Source organism: Salinicola sp. DM10 (assembly GCF_017306975.2).
GTDB lineage: Bacteria > Pseudomonadota > Gammaproteobacteria > Pseudomonadales > Halomonadaceae > Salinicola.
Genome location: NZ_JAFLEN020000001.1, coordinates 1,915,206 through 1,934,917, shown reverse-complemented (window position 1 = coordinate 1,934,917; position 19,712 = coordinate 1,915,206). Strand labels below are relative to the sequence as shown.

General features: G+C 67.8%; 22 protein-coding genes and 1 tRNA gene. 14 read left to right on the top strand and 9 right to left on the bottom strand.

What is annotated here, in order from left to right; all coding sequences use genetic code 11:
• Window positions 1-17 precede the first annotated feature (17 nt).
• Window positions 18-1,103, bottom strand: a complete 1,086-nt coding sequence (locus J0A90_RS08645; protein ID WP_207033547.1) for a diguanylate cyclase — start codon at window positions 1,101-1,103, stop codon at window positions 18-20.
• An 85-nt stretch (window positions 1,104-1,188) separates the two neighbouring features.
• On the opposite strand from J0A90_RS08645, the gene J0A90_RS08640 reads away from it, so the two are divergent.
• Complete coding sequence (locus tag J0A90_RS08640; RefSeq protein WP_207033545.1) at window positions 1,189-2,067, top strand: NAD-dependent protein deacetylase; 879 nt, start codon at window positions 1,189-1,191, stop codon at window positions 2,065-2,067.
• Here the strand turns inward: J0A90_RS08640 and J0A90_RS08635 are convergent.
• The 5 genes from J0A90_RS08635 to J0A90_RS08615 all read right to left on the bottom strand — a co-directional run bounded on the left by J0A90_RS08635 (window position 2,042) and on the right by J0A90_RS08615 (window position 6,081).
• A complete protein-coding gene (locus tag J0A90_RS08635) occupies window positions 2,042-3,034 on the bottom strand; it encodes an aldo/keto reductase (protein WP_207033543.1) in 993 nt (330 codons plus the stop codon). The genes J0A90_RS08640 and J0A90_RS08635 overlap by 26 nt on opposite strands.
• Before the next feature lie 85 nt (window positions 3,035-3,119).
• On the bottom strand, window positions 3,120-3,551 hold the full coding sequence (locus J0A90_RS08630) for a YbaY family lipoprotein (protein ID WP_207033540.1): 432 nt from the start codon (window positions 3,549-3,551) through the stop codon (window positions 3,120-3,122).
• Window positions 3,552-3,619: 68 nt separating this feature from the next.
• Window positions 3,620-3,994: a translation initiation factor Sui1 gene (locus tag J0A90_RS08625; protein ID WP_207033538.1), complete on the bottom strand. Its 375-nt coding sequence runs from the start codon at window positions 3,992-3,994 to the stop codon at window positions 3,620-3,622.
• Between the two features lie 100 nt (window positions 3,995-4,094).
• Window positions 4,095-4,775 (bottom strand): HAD family phosphatase, encoded by a 681-nt coding sequence (locus J0A90_RS08620; RefSeq protein WP_207033536.1) that lies wholly within the window; start codon window positions 4,773-4,775, stop codon window positions 4,095-4,097.
• A 319-nt stretch (window positions 4,776-5,094) separates the two neighbouring features.
• Window positions 5,095-6,081: a D-glycerate dehydrogenase gene (locus J0A90_RS08615; protein ID WP_207033534.1), complete on the bottom strand. Its 987-nt coding sequence runs from the start codon at window positions 6,079-6,081 to the stop codon at window positions 5,095-5,097.
• A 402-nt stretch (window positions 6,082-6,483) separates the two neighbouring features.
• Between J0A90_RS08615 and J0A90_RS08610 the strand changes: the two genes are divergently transcribed.
• A complete protein-coding gene (locus J0A90_RS08610; protein WP_207033532.1) occupies window positions 6,484-7,719 on the top strand; it encodes an FAD-binding oxidoreductase in 1,236 nt (411 codons plus the stop codon).
• 21 nt (window positions 7,720-7,740) lie between these two features.
• On the opposite strand, the gene hutH is transcribed toward J0A90_RS08610, so the two are convergent.
• From hutH to J0A90_RS08595, 3 genes are all read right to left on the bottom strand, one after another.
• Window positions 7,741-9,267 (bottom strand): histidine ammonia-lyase, encoded by a 1,527-nt coding sequence (gene hutH / locus J0A90_RS08605; protein WP_207033531.1) that lies wholly within the window; start codon window positions 9,265-9,267, stop codon window positions 7,741-7,743.
• A 98-nt stretch (window positions 9,268-9,365) separates the two neighbouring features.
• On the bottom strand, window positions 9,366-9,683 hold the full coding sequence (locus J0A90_RS08600; protein ID WP_207033529.1) for a putative quinol monooxygenase: 318 nt from the start codon (window positions 9,681-9,683) through the stop codon (window positions 9,366-9,368).
• Window positions 9,684-9,810: 127 nt separating this feature from the next.
• On the bottom strand, window positions 9,811-10,227 hold the full coding sequence (locus J0A90_RS08595) for a hypothetical protein (protein ID WP_035477215.1): 417 nt from the start codon (window positions 10,225-10,227) through the stop codon (window positions 9,811-9,813).
• 192 nt (window positions 10,228-10,419) lie between these two features.
• On the opposite strand from J0A90_RS08595, the gene J0A90_RS08590 reads away from it, so the two are divergent.
• The 12 genes from J0A90_RS08590 to J0A90_RS08535 all read left to right on the top strand — a co-directional run bounded on the left by J0A90_RS08590 (window position 10,420) and on the right by J0A90_RS08535 (window position 19,680).
• Window positions 10,420-12,384 carry a DEAD/DEAH box helicase gene (locus J0A90_RS08590; RefSeq protein WP_207033527.1) on the top strand — a complete coding sequence of 655 codons (1,965 nt, stop codon included), beginning with the start codon at window positions 10,420-10,422 and terminating at the stop codon, window positions 12,382-12,384.
• Window positions 12,385-12,441: 57 nt separating this feature from the next.
• Window positions 12,442-12,570: a pyrroloquinoline quinone precursor peptide PqqA gene (gene pqqA / locus J0A90_RS08585; RefSeq protein WP_207033525.1), complete on the top strand. Its 129-nt coding sequence runs from the start codon at window positions 12,442-12,444 to the stop codon at window positions 12,568-12,570.
• A 44-nt stretch (window positions 12,571-12,614) separates the two neighbouring features.
• A complete protein-coding gene (pqqB, locus tag J0A90_RS08580) occupies window positions 12,615-13,508 on the top strand; it encodes a pyrroloquinoline quinone biosynthesis protein PqqB (RefSeq protein WP_233076625.1) in 894 nt (297 codons plus the stop codon).
• Window positions 13,496-14,296 (top strand): pyrroloquinoline-quinone synthase PqqC, encoded by an 801-nt coding sequence (pqqC, locus tag J0A90_RS08575; RefSeq protein ID WP_233076624.1) that lies wholly within the window; start codon window positions 13,496-13,498, stop codon window positions 14,294-14,296. Before pqqB ends, pqqC begins: the two co-directional genes overlap by 13 nt.
• Window positions 14,293-14,586, top strand: a complete 294-nt coding sequence (gene pqqD, locus J0A90_RS08570; protein WP_207033523.1) for a pyrroloquinoline quinone biosynthesis peptide chaperone PqqD — start codon at window positions 14,293-14,295, stop codon at window positions 14,584-14,586. Before pqqC ends, pqqD begins: the two co-directional genes overlap by 4 nt.
• A complete protein-coding gene (pqqE, locus tag J0A90_RS08565; protein WP_207033522.1) occupies window positions 14,583-15,695 on the top strand; it encodes a pyrroloquinoline quinone biosynthesis protein PqqE in 1,113 nt (370 codons plus the stop codon). The genes pqqD and pqqE overlap by 4 nt, the downstream gene beginning before the upstream one ends.
• A 113-nt stretch (window positions 15,696-15,808) precedes the next feature.
• The gene (locus tag J0A90_RS08560) at window positions 15,809-16,063 is read left to right on the top strand and encodes a type II toxin-antitoxin system Phd/YefM family antitoxin (protein ID WP_207033520.1); all 255 of its coding nucleotides are present in this window, start codon (window positions 15,809-15,811) and stop codon (window positions 16,061-16,063) included.
• The gene (locus tag J0A90_RS08555) at window positions 16,060-16,515 is read left to right on the top strand and encodes a bifunctional diaminohydroxyphosphoribosylaminopyrimidine deaminase/5-amino-6-(5-phosphoribosylamino)uracil reductase RibD (protein WP_370635758.1); all 456 of its coding nucleotides are present in this window, start codon (window positions 16,060-16,062) and stop codon (window positions 16,513-16,515) included. Before J0A90_RS08560 ends, J0A90_RS08555 begins: the two co-directional genes overlap by 4 nt.
• A gap of 116 nt (window positions 16,516-16,631) precedes the next feature.
• Entirely contained in the window at window positions 16,632-17,582 is a 951-nt protein-coding gene (locus tag J0A90_RS08550) for a ScpA family protein (protein ID WP_207033516.1), read from the top strand.
• A 12-nt stretch (window positions 17,583-17,594) separates the two neighbouring features.
• Window positions 17,595-18,476, top strand: a complete 882-nt coding sequence (scpB, locus tag J0A90_RS08545; protein ID WP_207033514.1) for an SMC-Scp complex subunit ScpB — start codon at window positions 17,595-17,597, stop codon at window positions 18,474-18,476.
• Window positions 18,477-18,514: 38 nt separating this feature from the next.
• The gene (gene rluB / locus J0A90_RS08540; protein WP_106419304.1) at window positions 18,515-19,378 is read left to right on the top strand and encodes a 23S rRNA pseudouridine(2605) synthase RluB; all 864 of its coding nucleotides are present in this window, start codon (window positions 18,515-18,517) and stop codon (window positions 19,376-19,378) included.
• A gap of 226 nt (window positions 19,379-19,604) precedes the next feature.
• Window positions 19,605-19,680 (top strand) — tRNA-Lys (locus tag J0A90_RS08535).
• Window positions 19,681-19,712: the final 32 nt, after the last annotated feature.

The following is a 19,712-nucleotide window of genomic DNA, read 5'->3' as shown; positions in this document are numbered from 1 at the left end:
GCGGCGAAAACGCCATTCTAGCTGAGGTCGAGCAGGCTCCGCGATGCCGCACTAGACGCGACCTCGAGGCGATCACGGCCGGCACCCTTGGCCGCGTAGAGCGCCTGGTCGGCCTGCAGCAGCCACTGCTCGTGGCTGGCCATGTGCGGCGCCTTGGCGGCGACGCCGATGCTGCAGGTGGGCATTCGCGCCAGCGGCGCCGGTGGCGTGTGCCGGTGCAGACGCTGCTGGAAGGCGCGCAGCGCGGTTTCTGCCTGTGCCAGCGTGGTCGCCGGCATCAGGATGCCGAACTCCTCGCCGCCGTAGCGCCCGAGCAGGAAATGCGCCGGCAGCGAACGACGCAGCAGCGTGGCCAGTTCGCGCAGCGTTTCATCCCCCACGCCATGGCCGTGCTCGTCGTTGATGCGCTTGAAGAAGTCGAGGTCGATCAGGGCGATGACGGCAGGTGCATCACTGATCTGCTCGGCGGCGACCTGTGCCTCCCAGAAGCGGCGGTTGTAGAGCCCGGTCAGGCCGTCGGTACGACTCAGGTCGGTCAGGTTACGCTTCTGCTGACTGAGCTGCCGTGCCTGCAGGTAGGTGATGTAGCCGATCGCCAGGGGGTAGGCGATCAGCATCGGCAGGCTACACAGGAGCACGCTGGCGCTGGGAATGAGCGGTGGCGTACCGGGCGCGATCAGCCACATGCCGAACAGGCTGCCCAGCGCCATCAGGGCGATACCGCGCAACAGCAGGCGGGTGCCACCGACGGCGATGTTGTTGAGGCTGATCATGCTCAGCACGATGATCGTCGGCAGCAGATTGAAGTGCATGGCGGCGAGCCAGAAACCGCCCAGGAGACTGTCGATGCCGAGGTTCTGGCGTTCGGCGTGATAGGGTGAGCTGTGCCGCTTGGCGCGCCAGTAGGCGAGATGCGACCAGCCGGCGATCTGCAGCGCCCACAGTAGCCAGGCCCAGGGCGGCGTCGACAGCGTCAACAGCGCGCTGCCGATACACAGCCCCCCGACAGCCAGCCCCAGGGTGCGCGGCGGATAGATCCGCCGCGCCAGGCGCAGGCCGCGCTGGCGCTGTTCGATCAAAGGGTCCAGAAGCGTATTGGGCATCGGGCAGCCGTGCTGTGTCTCCACGGGACACAGTCTATTGGGAGTAGATTGTCTCCCTTTCTATCACCGATCGAGGGCAAAAAGCATGTGCGACACGTCGGCGGCGGGCGTCGAGGCGCTGGGAGCCTTCCTCGCTCGTCATCCTGGGCTATTCGTGCTCAGCGGGGCAGGCGTGAGCACCGCCAGCGGCATTCCCGACTACCGTGATGCCAGCGGGGCGTGGAAGCGACCGCCGCCGGTCAGCCACCAAGCGTTCATGGCCAGCCGAGCGGTGCGCCAGCGCTACTGGGCGCGCAGCCTGGTCGGGTTCCGTGCCCTCGCCGCGGCGCGGCCGGGAGAGGCGCATCACGCCCTGGCGGCGCTGGAGGCCGGGGGCGGTATCTCGCAGTTGGTGACCCAGAACGTCGATGGCCTGCATCAGCGCGCCGGCTCGCAGCGGGTGATCGACCTTCACGGTCAGGCCGATCTGGTGGTCTGCATGCACTGCGGCGCGACGCTGATGCGCCACGCCTTGCACGACGAGCTGGCGCGGCGCAATCCGCGCTGGGTCGACCTGCCGGCGGCGGTGGCACCGGATGGTGATGCCGATCTCGAGGGTGTCGATTTCGCGGATTTCGGTGTGCCGGACTGCCAACGCTGTGGCGTCGGCATTCTCAAGCCGGACGTGGTGTTCTTCGGCGACAACGTGCCCAAGGTGCGGGTGCAGGCGGCCTTCGACGCCCTCGAACGGGCGCCGGCCATGCTGGTGGTGGGGTCGTCGCTGATGGTCTATTCGGGCTATCGCTTCGCCCGCCACGCGGCGCGGTTGGGCAAGCCGATCGCCTGTCTCAACCTGGGGCGGACGCGCGCCGATGCGCTCTATGCGCTCAAGGTCAGCGCGCCGATCGGGTCCACGCTGACGGCGCTGCTGGCGGCACGGGTGCCGCCAGCAGCCGCGCTCAGCGGCGGGTCGGCGGGGCCATGAACTCGGGCCCGACCGGGTCCTTGATGTGCTCGGCGAGCAGCGCATCGATATCGGCCAGGTCGCGATCGCTCAGTTGCCAGCCGCTGATGTCGCCGACCGGGTCGACCTGGGCCGGCTTGCGCGCGCCCCACAGCGCCACGATGTTGGGCGAGCGGTCGAGAATCCAGCGCACCGCCAGGGCCAGCACCGACTTGCCGTGGCGCTCCTGGGCCAGCGCTTCGAGATCCTTCACCGCGGCTAGGTACTGCGCGAAGCGCGGCGACTGGAACTTGGGGTCCTTGTTGCGCAGGTCGTCGCCGGAGAAAGTGGAGTCGCGGTGCATCTTGCCGCTGAGCAGGCCGCGGCAGAGCGCGCCGTAGGTGAGCAGGGTCAGGTCGTTGTCTTCGGCATAGGGCAGGATCTGCTCGTCGATGTCGCGCTCGAACAGGTTGTACGGGGGCTGCAACGTATGCAGCGGCGCCACCTCGCGGAAGGTCTCGCACTGTTCGGGGGAGAAGTTGCTGACCCCGATGGCGCGGATCTTGCCCGCCTGATGAAAGCGCGCCATCGCCTCGGCGGTCTCGGCGATCTCCACCAGCGGGTCGGGCCAGTGGATCTGGTAGATGTCGATGGTGTCGGTCTTGAGCCGCCGCAGCGAGTCGTCGAGCTCCTTTTCCAACCGCTTGGCGGTGGCGTTGCGGGCCAGGCTGTCGTCGTCGTACCACTCCAGCCCTGCCTTGGTCGCCAGCACCAGCCGCTCGCGCTGGCCGCTCTCGGCAACCGCCTTGCCCACCACCTCCTCGGAGTGGCCGAAGCCATAGGCCGGAGCGGTATCGATCAGCGTGATGCCCTGATCGATGGCGGCGTGAATGGTGCGGATGGCATTGGGATCGTCAGTGCCGCCCCACATGCGTCCGCCCATGGCCCAGGTGCCCAGGCCCACGCGGGACATTTCGATATCGGTACCGGGTAGCTTACGCGTTTCCATGCTCGTCTCCATCGAGGAATGACAGTCGAATCAGCGTGGTCGGTTTTCGCTCGGGCATCAAGCCAATGCCGCTGGGGTGAGCGCTTCAGGGTGCCGAGGGGGCAAGCGCGTCGGCCCCGGTCGGCACCACCGGAATGTCGGGCTCCGCGGGATCTTGGCGGCCGAACACCGCCACCGGTTTCTGGCTCAGGTAGATGATGCGTCCATGGCTGCGAATCTGGGCGCTGAGCTGGTAGATGTCGTCACGCGCGATGGCGTCGGGCAGATACTGCAGCGTGACCGGCAGCGGCAGCTGGCCGAGCTGCTCGTAACGGCTGCTGGCCACCACGTCGCCGTGGGTGACGTCTTCGAGCTGCACTTCCAGGGTGGCATCGGCGGGCAGGGTGACCGGGTTCTCGGAGACCACCCGGGCGGCTAGGGTCTCGAACTGCGGTCCCCCGGCGCAGCCGGCCAGTAGGGCGACAGCCAGCAAGACGGCGGCCGAACGGACACCGCGCGAAAGGGCGGGTAGCGGCATGGGATGCGATCTCCTGAAATAGCGAGCGGGAAGCTGGCATTGAGACACAGGTGGCGGCGATAAATTCCTCAACCGCCGGCCAGCTTGACCGTATAGCCGCGGGTTTCCAGCTCGCGCTTGAGCACCTCGCGATGGTCGCCCTGGATCTCGATCACTCCCGCCTTGAGCGCGCCGCCGGTGCCGCAGCGCTTCTTCAATACCTTGGCCAGCGCCTTGAGTTCCTCCTGAGGGAGGGGGACGCCTTCGATCGTGGTTACGCCCTTGCCTTTGCGGCCGCTGGTTTCGCGGCGGATACGCACGATCCCGTCGAGTGCGGCGAGCCGCTCGGCCTCGGCGTCGGCCTGACAGCGGCACTCGGCGAGCGCCTGGCGGCACGCGGGGCAGGTCTCACCGTGCTCGGTGGAGTAGACCAGACCGCGCAACTGATCCTGGAGGGAGGGCATGAAGGACTCCGCTGCAATGGCTGAGACGCCATGATAGCGCGCTCGGCCGGGGGTGGACGAGCGCTGCCCGCCGACGTCCCGGCGGCAGATCGAGCCGCTATCAGGCGTGGTTGGCGGCGAGCATCGGCAGCAGTCGCTCGACGGCCCCAGGCAGTTCGCGCATGTGGCCGATGGCGATGGCGCCCGCCGGCGTGGCTTCGCGCTCGGGGAAGCGGTTGATGTGTATCACCCGCATGCCGGCGGCCAGCGCAGCGCGTACGCCGACCTGGGCATCGTCGATCACCACGCAGTGGGCCGGGTCGAAGCCCATGTCGCGACCGGCGTGCAGGAACAGGCCGGGGTCGGGCTTCCAGCTGCCCACGCTGTAGGCGCTGTAGATATGATCATCGAAGAAGTGGCGCAGCCCGGTGCTGTCGAGCGCGCGGCGGATCTTGTGCTCGGGGCCGTTGGAGGCGACGCAGCGCGGCAGCCCGCCCAGCGCATCGAGGGCACCGGCGGCGCCTTCGATCGGCGCGAGCTCGTTGAGCATGCGCTCGTTCATCTCACGGCGCATGTCGCGTTCGGTCTCTTCGCGCAGCGTGGGATCGATCTCGCCGTAGGCGCGTTCGAGATGCGCCACGATGCTGCCGAAGCGCGCGCCACGAAAGTCGTTCATGTAATCGAGGGGGCGAAACGGAAGGCCGGCCTGGGTGAGGTACTTGGCCATGATCTCGGCCAACAACGGTTCGCTGTCGACCAGAGTGCCGTCGCAATCGAAAAGCAAGCAGAGCGGGTCGGGCATGATGGGTCGCCTCGAGGGCGCTGTCAGTGAAAGGGGTGACCAGAGCGGCCGTGGCCGGTGAGTCGGTGGCTGTCGCGCCAATATCCCGGTTATCGGCACCGTGACCCTTTTGTTGAGATAAGGTTACGGAACACTGTTTTCAATGACGCTCTCCAACTTTAGTCGCCGAGATTCTGCTTGACAAGTCAGGGCGTGCCGCTGGGCGCGAATTGCACACTCTTTAACCGATGACCTCGGTCCGAGCGGGTACCGGCGCCTGCTCATGCCGGCCCCCGCTGGGCTATCGTCAGCGCGTCCTTCCTGGCGCCCTTGCTGGCGCTCAGTCGAGCCGTTCGGACCAGGCTTCGGGGTTGAACGGGCTGAGTGGGCGTTTGCCCTCCAGCGCCAGCAGCAGGTTGTCGACGGCGCGCTGGGCCATGGCGGTGCGCGTCTCGTGAGTGGCCGAGCCGATGTGCGGCAGCGCGACCACGTTGGCCATGCGCGGCAGCGGCGAGTCGGCCGGCAGCGGCTCCTGCGCGAACACGTCGAGACCGGCGCCGCGGATCTCGCCGCGTTCTAGGGCATCGATCATCGCGGCTTCGTCGACCACCTCGCCGCGGGCCAGATTGATAAAGATCGCGCTCGACTTCATGCGCGCAAACTCGGCCACGCCGATCAGGTGCCGGGTATCGGCGTTGAGCGGCACGATCGCACAGACGAAGTCGGCCTCGCGCAGCAGCTCGTCCAGCTCGCAGTGGCGTGCTCCCAGCTCCTGCTCCAGTGCCGGTTTGGGCGAGGCCTTGGCGTAGAGCACGCGCATGCCGAAGCCCAGCGCACCGCGGCGGGCGATCGCCTGGCCGATCCGGCCGAAGCCGATCATGCCCAGGGTCTTGCCATGCACGTCGGTGCCGAACTGCTCGGCGCCGATACTCGCCTGCCACTCGCCGCGCTTGACGTACTCGGCCAGTTCCACCACCCGCCGGGCGCTCGCCATGATCAGCGCGAAGCCGGTGTCGGCGGTGGTCTCGGTGAGCACGTCCGGGGTATGGCTGAGCAGGATGCCACGCCGGGTCAGCTCCTCGACCGGGTAGCTGTCCACGCCCACCGAAATGCTCGAGATGGTCTCGAGATTCGGCGCCGCGTCGAGCAGCTCGGAAGTGATCTTCACCCCCGCGCCGATCAGCCCGTGGGCCTGGCCCAGCGCCTCACGGAATGCCGGGTCGTCGGCGGAGGCGAGCTTGCCGAAGTAGTCGACCTGATAGCGCTCGCGGAGCTGGTCGAGCTGCTGCTCGTCGAGACGGCGATAGGCCAGGATACGCTTGCGCATGGAACTCTCCGTTTGATGGCATGGACCGGCCGACCCAGCCCTGCGTGGCCGGGGGAAGACGCCAAAGTCGCGCCGGCACGGCGCCGAGCGGGGCCATGAGCTTGACCGGTGATCACCGCATCATGGCGAGTCGGCCTGCGTAAAGTCCAGACCACCGAGGCTGACGCTGGCGTCGACCCCGAGGGCGCGAGTGTTCGCGCCCGCAGACCTTGGTTGCGCCGGGGTTGCTGTTATCATCGACTGCTACAGGTATGACAGGATGCGGCACGGGGTTCGTCACTGGGGCGGCATCGGCGCTGACCCATGGGCGATGCCGTTGGCGTGTTCAAGGGCCGAGTAGGTGTTCACGGGCTAAGTAGTTGTTCAAGGGCTAAGTAGGTGTTCAAGGGCTGAGGAGTGGCTATGCAAGCGGATGTGGTGGTGCTGGGGGCCGGCATGATCGGGGTGTCGACCGCGCTGCAGTTGCAGCGGCGTGGGCGCAACGTGGTGCTGGTGGATCGCCGCGCACCGGGGGAGGAGACCTCCTACGGCAACGCCGGCCTGATCCAGCGCGAGGCGGTGGAGCCTTACCCCTTCCCGCACGACAGCCGCATGATCTTCAAGGTCGCGCGCAAGGGCGGCATCGACGTCAACTACCACCCCTCGGCGCTGCCGCATCTGGCCTCGCCGCTGGCGCAGTACTGGTGGTGGTCCTCGCCGTCGCGCTACGCCCAGGTGGCGCGGGAGTACAGCCGGCTGATCGCCCACTGCCTGAGCGAGCACGACAGCCTGATCGAGGAGGCCGGCGCCGGGGCGCTGGTGCGCAAGAGCGGCTGGCGCACCGCCTACCGCAGCCAGGAGGCGCTGGAGAAGGGCCTGGCCAATGCCGAGCGGCTGGCCCAGGAGTACGGGGTCGAGCATGCCCCGGTCAGCGGCGACGAGCTGGCGCGGCTGGAACCCGGGCTGACCCAGCGCCTGGCGGGTGCAGTGCACTGGACCCAGCCGTGGTCGGTACGCGACCCCGGCGCGCTGGTGGCGAGCTACGCCAGCCTGTTCCAGGCCCGCGGCGGCGCCTTCGTCAGCGGTGACGCCGCGACCCTCGAACGTCACGGCGCCGGCTGGCGGGTGACCACCAGCGAAGGGCCGGTCGAGGCCGCCGAGGCGGTAGTGGCGCTGGGCCCCTGGTCGGACGAGCTGCTGCGGCGCTTCGATTACCACCTGCCGCTGTTCGTCAAGCGCGGCTACCACCGCCACTACGACATGCCGACGCCGCTGAGCATGGCGATGCTGGATGCCGAGAACGGCATCATGCTGGCGCCGATGAATCGCGGCCTGCGCATCACCACCGGGGCCGAGTTCGCACGTCTCGACGCCCGCGCCACGCCGCTGCAGTCGAGCAAGGCCGAGCGCGTCGCGCGCGAGCTTTTGGCGATCGGCGATGCGGTCGAGCAGACCCCGTGGCTCGGCGCGCGGCCGTGCACGCCGGACATGAAACCGGTGATCGGCCCGGCGCCCAAGCACGCCGGGCTGTGGTTCCACTTCGGCCACGCCCACCAGGGCTTCACCCTGGGGCCGGCCTCGGGGCGGCTGCTGGCGGAGATGATGTGCGGCGAGACGCCCTACATCGAGCCAGCGCCCTATTCAGCCAAGCGTTTCTGAGCCGACGCGGCCGTTGCCGCTTCAGGAGGCGTACAGCGGCCAGTGGCGTGAGCGGATCCGCGTCAGGCAGTGACGCAGCTCGGCATCCAGGGCGCGGTCCTCGCCCACCGGGGCGAAATCCTCACGCAGCGTCGCGACCATGGTGGCCAGCGGTTTGGGCAGCGGGTCAGCGCGCAGGTGAACCCCCTGCAGCGCCGCCAGCAGTGTCGCCGCGGCGACCTGTTTGGTGAGTTCGAGCACGCGCAGGGCATCGCGGGCGGCAATGGTGCCCATGCTCACCTTGTCCTGGTTGTGGCACTCGGTGGAGCGCGAGAAGACGCTCGCCGGCAGGGTGCCCTTGAGCGCCTCGGCGGCCCAGGCGGAGGCGCCTATCTGCACCGCCTTGAAGCCGTGATTGATCATCGCCCGCTCGGCCGGGGCGCCGGAGAGATTGCCCGGCAGCCCGTGGTTGTAGCGGCTGTCGACCAGCAGCGCGAGCTGGCGGTCGAGCAGGTCGGCGACGTTGGCGGTGAGGGTCTTGAGGCTATCCATGGCGAAGGCGATATGGCCGCCGTAGAAGTGGCCGCCGTGCATCACCTCCCCCGAGTCGGGGTCGATCAGCGGGTTATCGTTGGCGCTGTTGAGTTCGGTCTCGATGAAACCGCGCAGCCAGCCCAGGCTGTCGGCCAGTACCCCCAGCACGTGCGGCGCGCAGCGCAGCGAGTAGCGGTCCTGCAGGCGCTGTTGCGGTACGGCCGTCTCGCTCTCAAGATCGGCACGCAGCCAGGCGGCGACCTGGCCCTGGCCGGGATGCGGCTTGGCGGCGAACAGCCGCGCACCGAAATGCGCCGGGTTGCCGCGCAGCGCCACCACGTTGAGGGCGGTGATGCGGGTGGCGAGCTTCAGCAGATACTCGGCGCGGGCGAACGCCTGACACGCCAGCGCGGTCATCACCGCGGTGCCGTTCATCAGCGCCAGCGCCTCCTTGGGGCGCAGGGTCATTGGCGCCCAGCCCAGCTCGGCGTGGGCTTCGGCGGCGGGGCACATCCGGCCACGCCAGATCACCTCGCGCTCGCCACACAGCATGGCGGCAATGTAGGAGAGCGGCGTCAGATCGCCGCTGGCCCCCACCGAGCCCTCCTCGGGAATGCGCGGCAGCAGGTCCTCGTGCAGGCAGGCGTGGAGCCGTTCGAGCAGTTCGAAGCGCACCCCGGAGACGCCCTGGCACAGCGACTGCAGGCGTGCCGCGAGCACCGCCCGGGCGGCTTCGGGCTCGAGAAAACGGCCCAGGCCGCAGCCGTGGAAGGTGTAGAGCTGACGCGGCAATGCCGCCACCTGGCTCAGTGGCACCGCGGTGACGCAGGAGTCACCGTAGCCGGTGGTGATGCCGTAGATTTGCCCCTCACGGTCGAGCAGCCCTTCGACCGCCTGGGCGCCGCGGGCGATGCGTGCACGCCACGCCGGGTCGTCGTCCAGGATTGAGGGGGCACGGCGCTCGGCCAGCGCGACCACCGCCTCCAGGGTCAGTGGGGCGGGGCCGAAAACGATCGGCTCGGGGGCATGAGACATGGCTCGGCATCCACTTGGCTCGGGGAGGCGCCGAGTGTAGCCGGGCCATGCATCCGGCGGCCAGCGCCGCCGGGTGAGGAGAGTTCAGCGCGAAGGGCTCAGGCCGACGGGCGTTCGGCGGTAAGGAAGAAGCGCACCTTGGGCTCGGCGGCCAGCAGCGGGGCGGAGGCCTCCTTGAACGGGGCATAGTGCGGCATGGTGGTGTGGTGCTCGAAAGCGGCACGGTCGCGGTAGACCTCGTGCAGCACCACCAGGTCTTCGCTGCCTTCGGGAGTCAGCACGTCGAAGGTGAAACAGCCTTCCTCGTTGGCCAGCGACTCGCTGGCGTCGTTGTGTGCCAGCGCCAGAAAGGCCGGCACCTGACCCGGTTTGATCTGAAACTCGGCAATCACGACGAAATAGGGGGTATCGGCCATGCGGCTCTCCTGGGTTGTCTATGGGGGTGTCTATGCAGTCGATGACTCTTAGGTGCGGGTGGTGCTGGGCTCACGCAACCCTGGGTGAGGACGGAAAGCCCGGCGAACGCCATCTTGTCAGGCGGCGCTAATGAATGCGCGGTGCCTCGCCCATCCCCAACCGCTCCTGGAACTCGGCCACCGCGCTCTTGAGCAGCTCCATCAGCCCGGGAATCAGCGCTGCGCCCTGCTCGGGGCCGCTGACGAACTGCTCGACGCTGACGTGCACCGCTTCCTGGTGGACCACCAGCTTGGCCGCCTTGATCGTGTTCATCACGTCGTTGGCGGTCTCCAGCAGCCGTAGACGATTGGTCGACGCGGCGGCCTGCCACACCCCGGGCAGCATCAGCTGGAAGAAGGCCGGCTCGTCGGCCGCTACCACCAGCACGAACTCCAGATGATCCTGACGCAGGCGCGCGGCCTGTTCGTCCATGGCTTCGATATCGATCTCTTCGGCGCGCAGCCGCTCTATGTATTGCGCCAGTGGCGTCTGTTCGGATGACATGGTGGCGCTCCGCTAAATCAAGTCAATCAGGCTTCGAGCCATGAGCGGTGATGCCGTTGGCGACACGGCCCGGCTCGAAGGCGATCCCCCCAGTGTAAGCGAGATCGCCGGCCAGGGCCTGACCGTGTGCGCTGCGGTGTTGCCACGGCAGGCGCGGCTGCCCGGCGGCGGTGCGCGTGCTACCCTCGCGCCATGTCTGCCAGCGCCCCCCAACTCCGCCCCTACCAGATCCAGGCCGTCGACAACGTCATCGCCCACTTTCGCGGCAGTGACGACCCGGCGGTGGTGGTGCTGCCCACGGGGAGCGGCAAGTCGCTGGTGATCGCCGAGCTGGCCAGGCGTGCGCGGGGGCGCGTACTGGTGCTGGCGCACGTGCGTGAGCTGGTCGAGCAGAACCACGCCAAGTACCTCGCCTACGGGCTAGAGGCGGATATCTTCAGCGCCGGTCTCAAGCGCAAAGAGAGCGCGCGCCAGGTGGTGTTCGGCTCGGTGCAGTCGGTGGTCAACGGCCTCGAGGCGTTCGCCGCCGGTGACTTCACCCTGCTGGTGATCGACGAGTGCCACCGGGTCGCGCTGCGCCACGGTGGTGCGGAGACCGAGGCACAGACGAGTGCTGCGGCGCGGGCGCGGGCATCATCGAGCTATGCCCAGGTGATCGCCCGGCTGCGCCAGGCGCGGCCCAATCTCAAGATCCTGGGGCTGACCGCCACCCCCTACCGGCTGGGCGAGGGCTTTCTCTACCACCGCCACTACCACGGCATGGTCAAGGGGCCGGAGGACGCCTTCTTCCGCGACTGCGTATTCGAGCAGCCGCTGCGGGTGATGGTGCGCCAGGGCTATCTGGCCGAGCCGCGGCGCCTCGACGCCGCCTTGGCGTTCTACGATTTCTCGCAGCTCACGGCGCAGCGCAATGGCCAGTTCGCCGAGCGCGACCTGAACGGGGTGGTCCAGGGCAACCGCGCCACGCCACAGATCGTGGCCGACGTGATCGAGCGCGCCCGCGACCGCGAGGGCGTGATGATCTTCGCCGCCACCGTGGCGCATGCCGAGGAGGTGCTGGGGCTGCTGCCGGCGGAGGCCAGCGCCCTGGTCACCGGGGCGACGCCGGGGCCGGAGCGCGAGCGACTAATCGCCGCCTTCAAGGCACGCGAACTCAAGTATCTGGTCAACGTGGCGGTACTCACTACCGGCTTCGACGCCCCCCATGTGGATGTGATCGCGATCCTGCGACCGACCGAGTCGGTGGGGCTCTATCAGCAGATCGTCGGCCGCGGCTTGCGGTTATCGCCGGGCAAGCGCGACTGTCTGGTGCTCGATTACGCCGGCAACCCGTGGGATCTCTACGCCCCCGAGATCGACCAGGCGCGCCCGGACAGCGACAGCGAGCCGGTCCAGGTCGAATGCCCCGAGTGCGGCTTCGCCAACACCTTCTGGGGCAAGCGTGATGGCGATCTGGTGATCGAGCATCACGGCCGCCGCTGCCAGGGGCTGGTGTTCTCTACACTCGCCCATGACCGCGCGCGCACTACACGCGACGCTGTCGGTCGCGCCCAACCCGGCGCGCAAGACGACAGGTCGAACCCGGACGCGTCAGCCGGTGTCGGCGTGGGGGCGGGCGCCAATGAAAGCCGAGGCGCGGCTTCGGGCGCCAGTAATAAGGTGCAGTGCACCTTTCGCTTCCGCTTCAAGGTGTGCGAGCAGTGCGGCGGCGAGAACGACATCGCTGCACGCGCCTGCGGCCACTGCGGTGAGCGCCTGGTCGACCCCGACGACAAGCTGCGCGATGCGCTCAAGCTCAAACACGCCAAGGTGCTGCGGGTCAGCGGCATGCAGCTGCAGGCGACCACTAACGGCCGCGGCGTGCCGCGTCTCAAGGTCACCTACCACGATGAGGATGGTGACACCCTGGATGAGTGGTTCGGCCTCGAGACCCGAGCCCAGCGCCACGTCTTCGCGCGGGTCTTCCTGCGCCAGCATCTACGTGCTCCGGGCAGCGACTGGCAGCCGGCCTCGGCCGACGAGGCTGCTGCCGAAGCGCATCGCCTGCGGGCGCCGGACTTCGTCATTGCGCGCAAGAGCGGCCGCTACTGGCGTCTGGGCGAGAAGCTGTTCGACTATGCCGGGCGCTATCGCACCGCCGAGTCGGCGGATGGCTGAACGGAGAGAACCGTTTACCGGCTAATTGTTTCACGAAGTCGGGTCGGATTGGCTAGAATGCACAGGCGTTCGTTGGAGCGCCACGCCACTCGATTCAAGGAGCTCGCCATGAGCTGGACGACCCCGGAAGTGAAGGAAATCTGCGTCGGCATGGAAATCAACGACTACATGCCCGCCGAGTTTTGAGTTCGGCAGCAGGTGCAGGCGAAGCCGCGGGTCTGCGGCTTCGCGTGCTGGGGGCGGCCGCCGGTGGCGGCTCCCCGCAGTGGAACTGTCGGTGCGAGGTGTGCCGCCTGGCCTGGGCTGGCGACCCTCGCATCACCCCGCGCACGCAATCCTCGATTGCCATCAGTCGCGATGGCGAGCAGTGGGCGCTGATCAACTGCGCCCCCGAGATTCTCGCCCAGATTCGACAAAACCCGGTGCTGCAGCCGCAGCACGGTGACCGCCATACCCCGATTCGCAGCGTGCTGCTGACCAACGCCGACGTCGACCATATCGGTGGATTGCTCAACCTGCGCGAGCGCTCGCCGTTCCGGCTACTGGCCACGCCGTCGATCCAGGCGGTGCTCGAGACCAACCCGATCTTCGGCGTGCTCAACGCAGAATGCGTGACCCGCGAGCCGGTGGCCCTGGAAACCGCCTTCGAGCTGCTCGACGGCGTCAGCGCAAAACTCTTCGCGGTGCCGGGCAAGACCGCGCTCTACCTGGAAGGCGACACGGTCGAGATCGGCGTCGAGGGCGAGGATACCGTGGGCGTGGAGTTCATCGGTGCCGGCTCGCGGGTCTACTACATCCCCGGCTGTGCGGCGATGACCCCGGCCCTGGCCGCACGGCTGGAGGGCGCCGACCTGGTGCTGTTCGACGGCACACTATGGCGCGACGACGAGATGATCGCTGCCGGTGTCGGCGTCAAGACCGGCGCACGCATGGGACACATGTCGATGTCGGGCGACGCGGGCAGTATCGCCGCCTTCGCCGGATTGGCGGTGCGCCGGCGTGTCTTCGTGCATATCAACAACACCAACCCGGTGCTGATCGAGGGCTCGCCGGAGCGCGCCCAGGCCGAGCGCGCGGGTTGGGAAATCGCCTACGACGGCATGGAGCTTGCGTGTCGCAGCTGAAAGTCGAGAACCATCCCGATCTGGTCGAACCCCTGAGCATGGCAGCGCTGGAAGCGCGCCTGCGCGAGGTGGGCGAGACCCGCTATCACCATCGCCATCCGTTCCAGCTGATGCTGCAGAACGGCGAGCTGGACAAGCGCCAGGTGCAGGCCTGGGCGCTCAATCGCTACTACTACCAGGCGATGATCCCGATCAAGGATGCGTCCTTGATCGCGCGTCTCGACGATCCCGAGCTGCGCCGCATCTGGCGTGCGCGGCTGGTCGACCATGACGGCGAGGCGCCGGGCGAGGGCGGCATTGCGCGCTGGCTTAAGCTGACCGATGGCCTGGGGCTGGCGCGTGAGCTGGTGGTCTCGACCCGCGGCATCCTGCCGGCCACGCGCTTCGCGGTGGAGGCTTACACCCACTTCGTGCGCGACCGCACGCTGCTGGAGGCGGTGGCTTCTTCGCTCACCGAGCTGTTCTCGCCGATGGTGATCGGCCAGCGGGTGCGCGGCATGCTGGCTCACTATGACTTCGTCTCGGCCGAGACCCTGGCCTACTTCGAGCCGCGCCTGACCCAGGCGCCGCGGGATGCGGAGATGGCGCTGGATTACGTCAAGCGCCACGCCCAGCGTGCCGACCAGCAGCAGGCGGTGATCGATGCGCTGCGCTTCAAGTGCAGCGTGCTGTGGGCCATGCTCGATGCGCTCCAGCACGCCTACGTCGGCTCCGGTTCGAAAGGGACGGGCCAAGTCCCGCCGGGAGCCTGGAACGGCGAGGCTGAAACGCGGGGGCAGCCGACATGAATCCATCCGCGCCAGCACTCGCCGAAGAGGCGATCGTACGTCTGCCACGCGGCGTGAGACTGCGTGAAGACAAGGCTCGCGGCGGCTGGGTGCTGCTCGCGCCGGAGCGCGTGTTCCAGCTCGATCCGGTGGCCCGTGAGGTTCTCTCGCGGGTCGACGGCGAGCGCGCCATCGGCGCCATCGTCGATGATCTGGCCGCCACCTTCGCGGCCCCGCGCGAGCGCATTCTCGCTGACGTGCGCACCATGCTCGCCGATCTGATCCTCAAGCAAGTGCTGGACGTGGCATGAGTCATCTCGATGATTCCGCCCGTCCCGCGCCGCCGCTCGGCATGCTGGCGGAGCTGACCCACCGCTGCCCGCTGCAGTGCCCGTACTGCTCCAACCCGCTCGAACTGACGCGCAAGCGCGACGAGCTCGACACGGCGACCTGGCAGCGTGTCTTCGCCGAAGCCGCCGAGCTGGGCGTGCTGCAAGTGCATCTTTCCGGCGGCGAGCCGGCGGCGCGGTCGGACCTCGAAGCGCTGGTGGCGAGCTGCGTCGAGCACGGGCTCTACACCAATCTGATCACCGCCGGGGTCAATCTCTCGCGAGCGCGGCTCGACGCCCTGGCCGAGGCCGGGCTCGACCACGTGCAGCTCTCGATCCAGGGCGCCACTGCCGAGGTCAATGATCGCATCGCCAATCTGCCCGGCGCGTTCGAAAAGAAGCGCGCCTTTGCCGCCGAGGTCACCGACGCCGGCCTGCCGCTGACCCTCAACAGCGTGATCCACCGCCACAACCTGCACCAACTGCCCGAGCTGGTGGAACTCGCGCTCGACCTGGGCGCACGGCGCCTGGAGATCGCCCACGCCCAGTACTACGGCTGGGCGCTGGAGAACCGCGCTGCGCTGATGCCACCGCGCGAGCAGGTGATGGAGGCGCTGGCGCTGGTCGAAGCCGCGCGGGAACGGCTCGCGGGCAAGCTGGTGATCGATGCCGTGGTGCCGGACTACTATGCGCGCCTGCCCAAGCCATGCATGAACGGCTGGGGGCGGCAATCGCTCAATGTCACCCCGGCGGGGCGCGTGCTGCCGTGCCACGCGGCGGAGACGATTCCCGGCCTCGCGTTCTGGAACGTGCGCGAACACGGCCTCGGCGAGATCTGGTACGACAGCCCGGCGTTCAACGCCTATCGCGGCACGGCGTGGATGCCGGACACCTGCCAGAGCTGCGAACGGCGCGAGATCGACTGGGGCGGCTGCCGCTGCCAGGCGCTCGCACTCACCGGCGACGCCAGCCAGATGGACCCGGTGTGCGAGCGTTCGCCCTATCACGACGAGGTCCAGACGCTGGCTATCGTCGACGCCAGTCGTGACGCCGAGTTTCGCTATCGGCGCTTCGCTCGTGAGGGGCGCTGAGGGCGAGTGTCGGTGTCGCTTGCGAGTGATACGCTAGCGGCTAGTCACGACACGCTCTCTTGTGGCGGCCATCGAGGCGTCATGTGTCGTGCGCGAATGCGGGAGATATAGCGATGAAAGTCGAGCGGGTAACCAACCTCAAGCGCCGCGCGACGCAGATTCTTGGCGAGCTGCGTATGTCGAAAGAGCCCGTGATGATTACCGAGCACGGCAGGCCTTCCGCCTACCTGGTGGATATCGACGACTACGAGTTCATGCAGCGGCGCCTGGCGCTACTCGAAGGCCCGTCGCGCGGTGAGCGTGCGCTGCAGGAAGGGCGTTCGCTGGATCATCAGGCGGCGCGCAAAGCATCTGGGGGCGCCTTGTGACCAGCTCCGCAGAGATATTCCCCACCTCGTCGCATAAAGACTTCATGCGTCTCGCAATGCGGGAATCCCGCAAGGCGATACCTGCGTGTCTGCCGAATCCACCGGTCGGGTGTGTGCTGGTCCGATCAGGGCAGGTCGTGGCAGTGGGCCATACGCAGTCTCCGGGGCAGCATCATGCCGAAGCCGCCGCATTGGCCGCTTATGCGGGCCCTCTTCATGATGTGACCGCCTATGTCACTCTGGAGCCCTGCTCGTTTCACGGGCGTACGCCCTCGTGCGCCCAAGCCTTGATAAGAAGAGGGATCTCTCGGGTAGTGGTCGCGTTGAAGGACCCCGACCCGCGAAACGATGGTCTGGGTCTGAATATGTTGTCGGATGCCGGCGTCGAGGTCGTCGAGGGTATCTGTGCGGCAGAGGTGGATGCATTTCTGGGGCGCTATCTCCTGCGATAGAGATACCGGATGCCGGCGCGCTATCCGCGGCTGCGTTATCCCGCCGTCCGCCATCCCTTGTTAGACTGGCGGATTGGCGTTGAGCGATTTCATCCAGCACTCGGCGGAGAGGCGGCATGCGCGTGATTGATTCCGAGCAGGAACCCGATGCCGCCAAGGCGGCGTCACCCGAGCAGTTGCCGCTGGATTTCGTGGTGCGGGTCAACGGCGAGACGCTGACCCAGCTGCCCGAGGATCTCTACATTCCCCCGGAGGCGCTCAAGGTCTTTCTCGAGACCTTCGAGGGGCCGCTGGACTTGCTGCTTTATCTGATCCGGCGCCATAACCTGGATATTCTGGCGATCAACGTCGCCGCGATCACCCATCAATACGTCGAGTACGTCGAGTTGATGCAGGCGATGGAGATCGACCTCGCCGGCGAGTATCTGGTGATGGCGGCGATGCTCGCCGAGATCAAATCGCGCAGCCTGCTGCCGCGTCCGCCCAAGGCGGCGGAGGATGACGACGAGGAGGACCCCCGCGCCGAGCTGATCCGCCGGCTACAGGAGTACGAGCAGCTCAAGCTCGCCGCCGAGGAACTCGACGCGCTGCCGCGTCAGGGCCGCGACTGGCATCCGGCCCAGGCGGCGCTGCCCACGCTCACGCCGCGGGTGGTGCATCCGGACGTCGAGCTGGGCGAGCTGCTCGGCGCGCTGGGGCAGATGCTTAAGCGTGCCGACCTGCGCCAGTCGCACCGTATCAGCCGCGAGGCGCTGTCGACCCGGGATCGCATGCAGGCGATCATGCAGCGGCTGCGTGCCGACCAATTCACCCCGTTCGAGGCGCTTTTCACCCCCCGCGAAGGGCGCGCCGGGGTGATCGTCACCTTCATGGCGATTCTCGAATTAGCGCGTGAGTCGATGATCGAAATCGTGCAGAATGCGCCGCTCTCGCCGATCCACGTGCGTGCGCGGCTGGCGCTGGAGGCCGGCGCCGACGACATGACAGACGCCGCGGCGGACGAGCCGGCCTTCGAGACCGATGGCGTGAGCGACAGCGGCGCGTCGTCCGGCCGACAGCAGCGATAGCGAAGCGATACCATGAACCGTCTGACCGATCCCTACCTGACGCCGGCGCTCGACGAGATTCTCGAGGCCGTGCTGCTGGCCGCGGGTGAGCCGCTGTCGCTGGAGCGGATCGAGGCGGTGTTCGACGAGGGCAAGCCGCCCTCGCGGGCGGCGATCCGGGAGTCGCTCAACAAGCTCTCCGAGCGGCTGCTGGCGGGTGGAGCGCTGGAGCTGATGGAGTCCGCGTCCGGCTATCAGGTGCGTATTCGCCAGCGCTACTCGCCGTGGGTCTCGCGGCTGTGGGACGAGCGCCCGCAGCGCTACTCGCGGGCGCTGCTGGAGACCCTGGCGCTGATCGCCTATCGTCAACCGGTGACCCGCGGCGACATCGAAGAAGTGCGCGGCGTGGCGGTGTCGAGCTCGATCATGCGCACCCTGATCGAGCGCGGCTGGATACGCGCCGTGGGCCAGCGTGACGTCCCTGGGCGCCCGGCGGTCTATGCCACCACGCGGGCCTTTCTCGACGCCCTGGGGTTGAAGAGTCTCGATGCGCTACCGCCGATGCACGAGCTGAAGCATTTCGAGACCTTCGAGACCGCGCTGCACACACCGCCGGCGTCGGAGAGCGAGAGCCCGGCGTCGGAAAGCGAGAGCCTTGCGGCGGAGAGCGAGAGCCTTGCGGCGGAGAGCGATACGCCGAGCGGCGACGAACAGACAGTATCTTCGGCAGCGTCGGCAGTGCCCGACGCAGACGAGCACGCCGAGACGGCGTCCCCCGGCCAGTCGTTGAGTTTTGCCGAGCTCGACGCACGTCTGGCCGAACGCGCCCGCCAGCGCCAGGCGGTGGAGCCGGACTCCACCGCCGACGCCACGGGCGCGGACACCCCGGAAGCCTCGGACGAACAGGATCCCTGAGCCTGGCTTCCCGCAGCCGATGAGGCATCGATAGACCCATGACAGACACCAATACCGAAAAACTGCAGAAAGTGCTGGCCCGGGCCGGCTACGGCTCGCGCCGCGAGATGGAGACCGCGATCGGCGCCGGGCGCGTCAAGGTCAACGGCAGTGTCGCCACCCTGGGTGACCGGGTCGGCATGCGCGACCGGATCACCCTCGATGACCGGCCGGTCAACCTGCGCGCCAACGACGAGGTGCCGCGCCGGGTGATCATGTACAACAAGCCGGAAGGCGAGCTGTGCACGCGCAAGGACCCGGAAGGGCGGCGCACCGTGTTCGAGCGGCTGCCGCGCCTGAAGGGCGAGCGCTGGATCGCGATCGGGCGTCTCGACATCAACACCAGCGGGCTTTTGCTGTTCACCACCGACGGTGAGCTGGCCAATCGGCTGATGCACCCGTCGCACCAGATCGAGCGCGAATACGCCGTGCGGGTCATGGGCGAAGTGCAGCGCGAGCACGTGGTCAATATGGTCGAGGGCGTGATGCTCGAGGATGGCCCGGCGCGCTTCACCGATGTCCAGGAGTTCGGCGGCGAAGGCATCAACACCTGGTTCCACGTGGTGATCCTCGAAGGTCGCAACCGCGAGGTGCGCCGGCTGTGGGAGTCCCAGGGGCTGACCGTGAGCCGGCTCAAGCGTGTGCGCTATGGCAATATCTTCCTCGACAAGCGCGCCAAGGCCGGCGAGTGGCTCGAACTCTCCCAGGACGAGATCGACGAACTCTCCACCATGGCCGGGCTGGAGCCGCGCAAGGTGCCGGAGCTGACCCCGGACGAGAAGAATCGCTGGAGCCGCGACAAGAACAAGCGGCGCCCGGTCACGGCGATGAAGAAGCCGCGGCGGCCGCGCCGCGACGCCTGATCTCGCCGCGGTTTGACCATGGCCGACCCCGCGTCTGCGCGACGCGGGTTCGGCTTGGGGCCTTCGTCGGCTCTTGGCGAATTATCGGCGTGTTCCTGGTGGGCTCTTGACGAAGGCCTGGCGGGTGCTGGGCATCGGACCCGCGGTGTGCAACCGGCGCGGGAAGGTGGGAAAAAACGCTTGCCTGCTCCGAGGCTTACCATTAGTATGTGCGCCCAGTCGGTAAGGGTCGTTAGCTCAGTTGGTAGAGCAGTTGGCTTTTAACCAATTGGTCGTAGGTTCGAATCCTACACGACCCACCACCGCCGACGGGTCGATGCAATTTGCAAGTTTT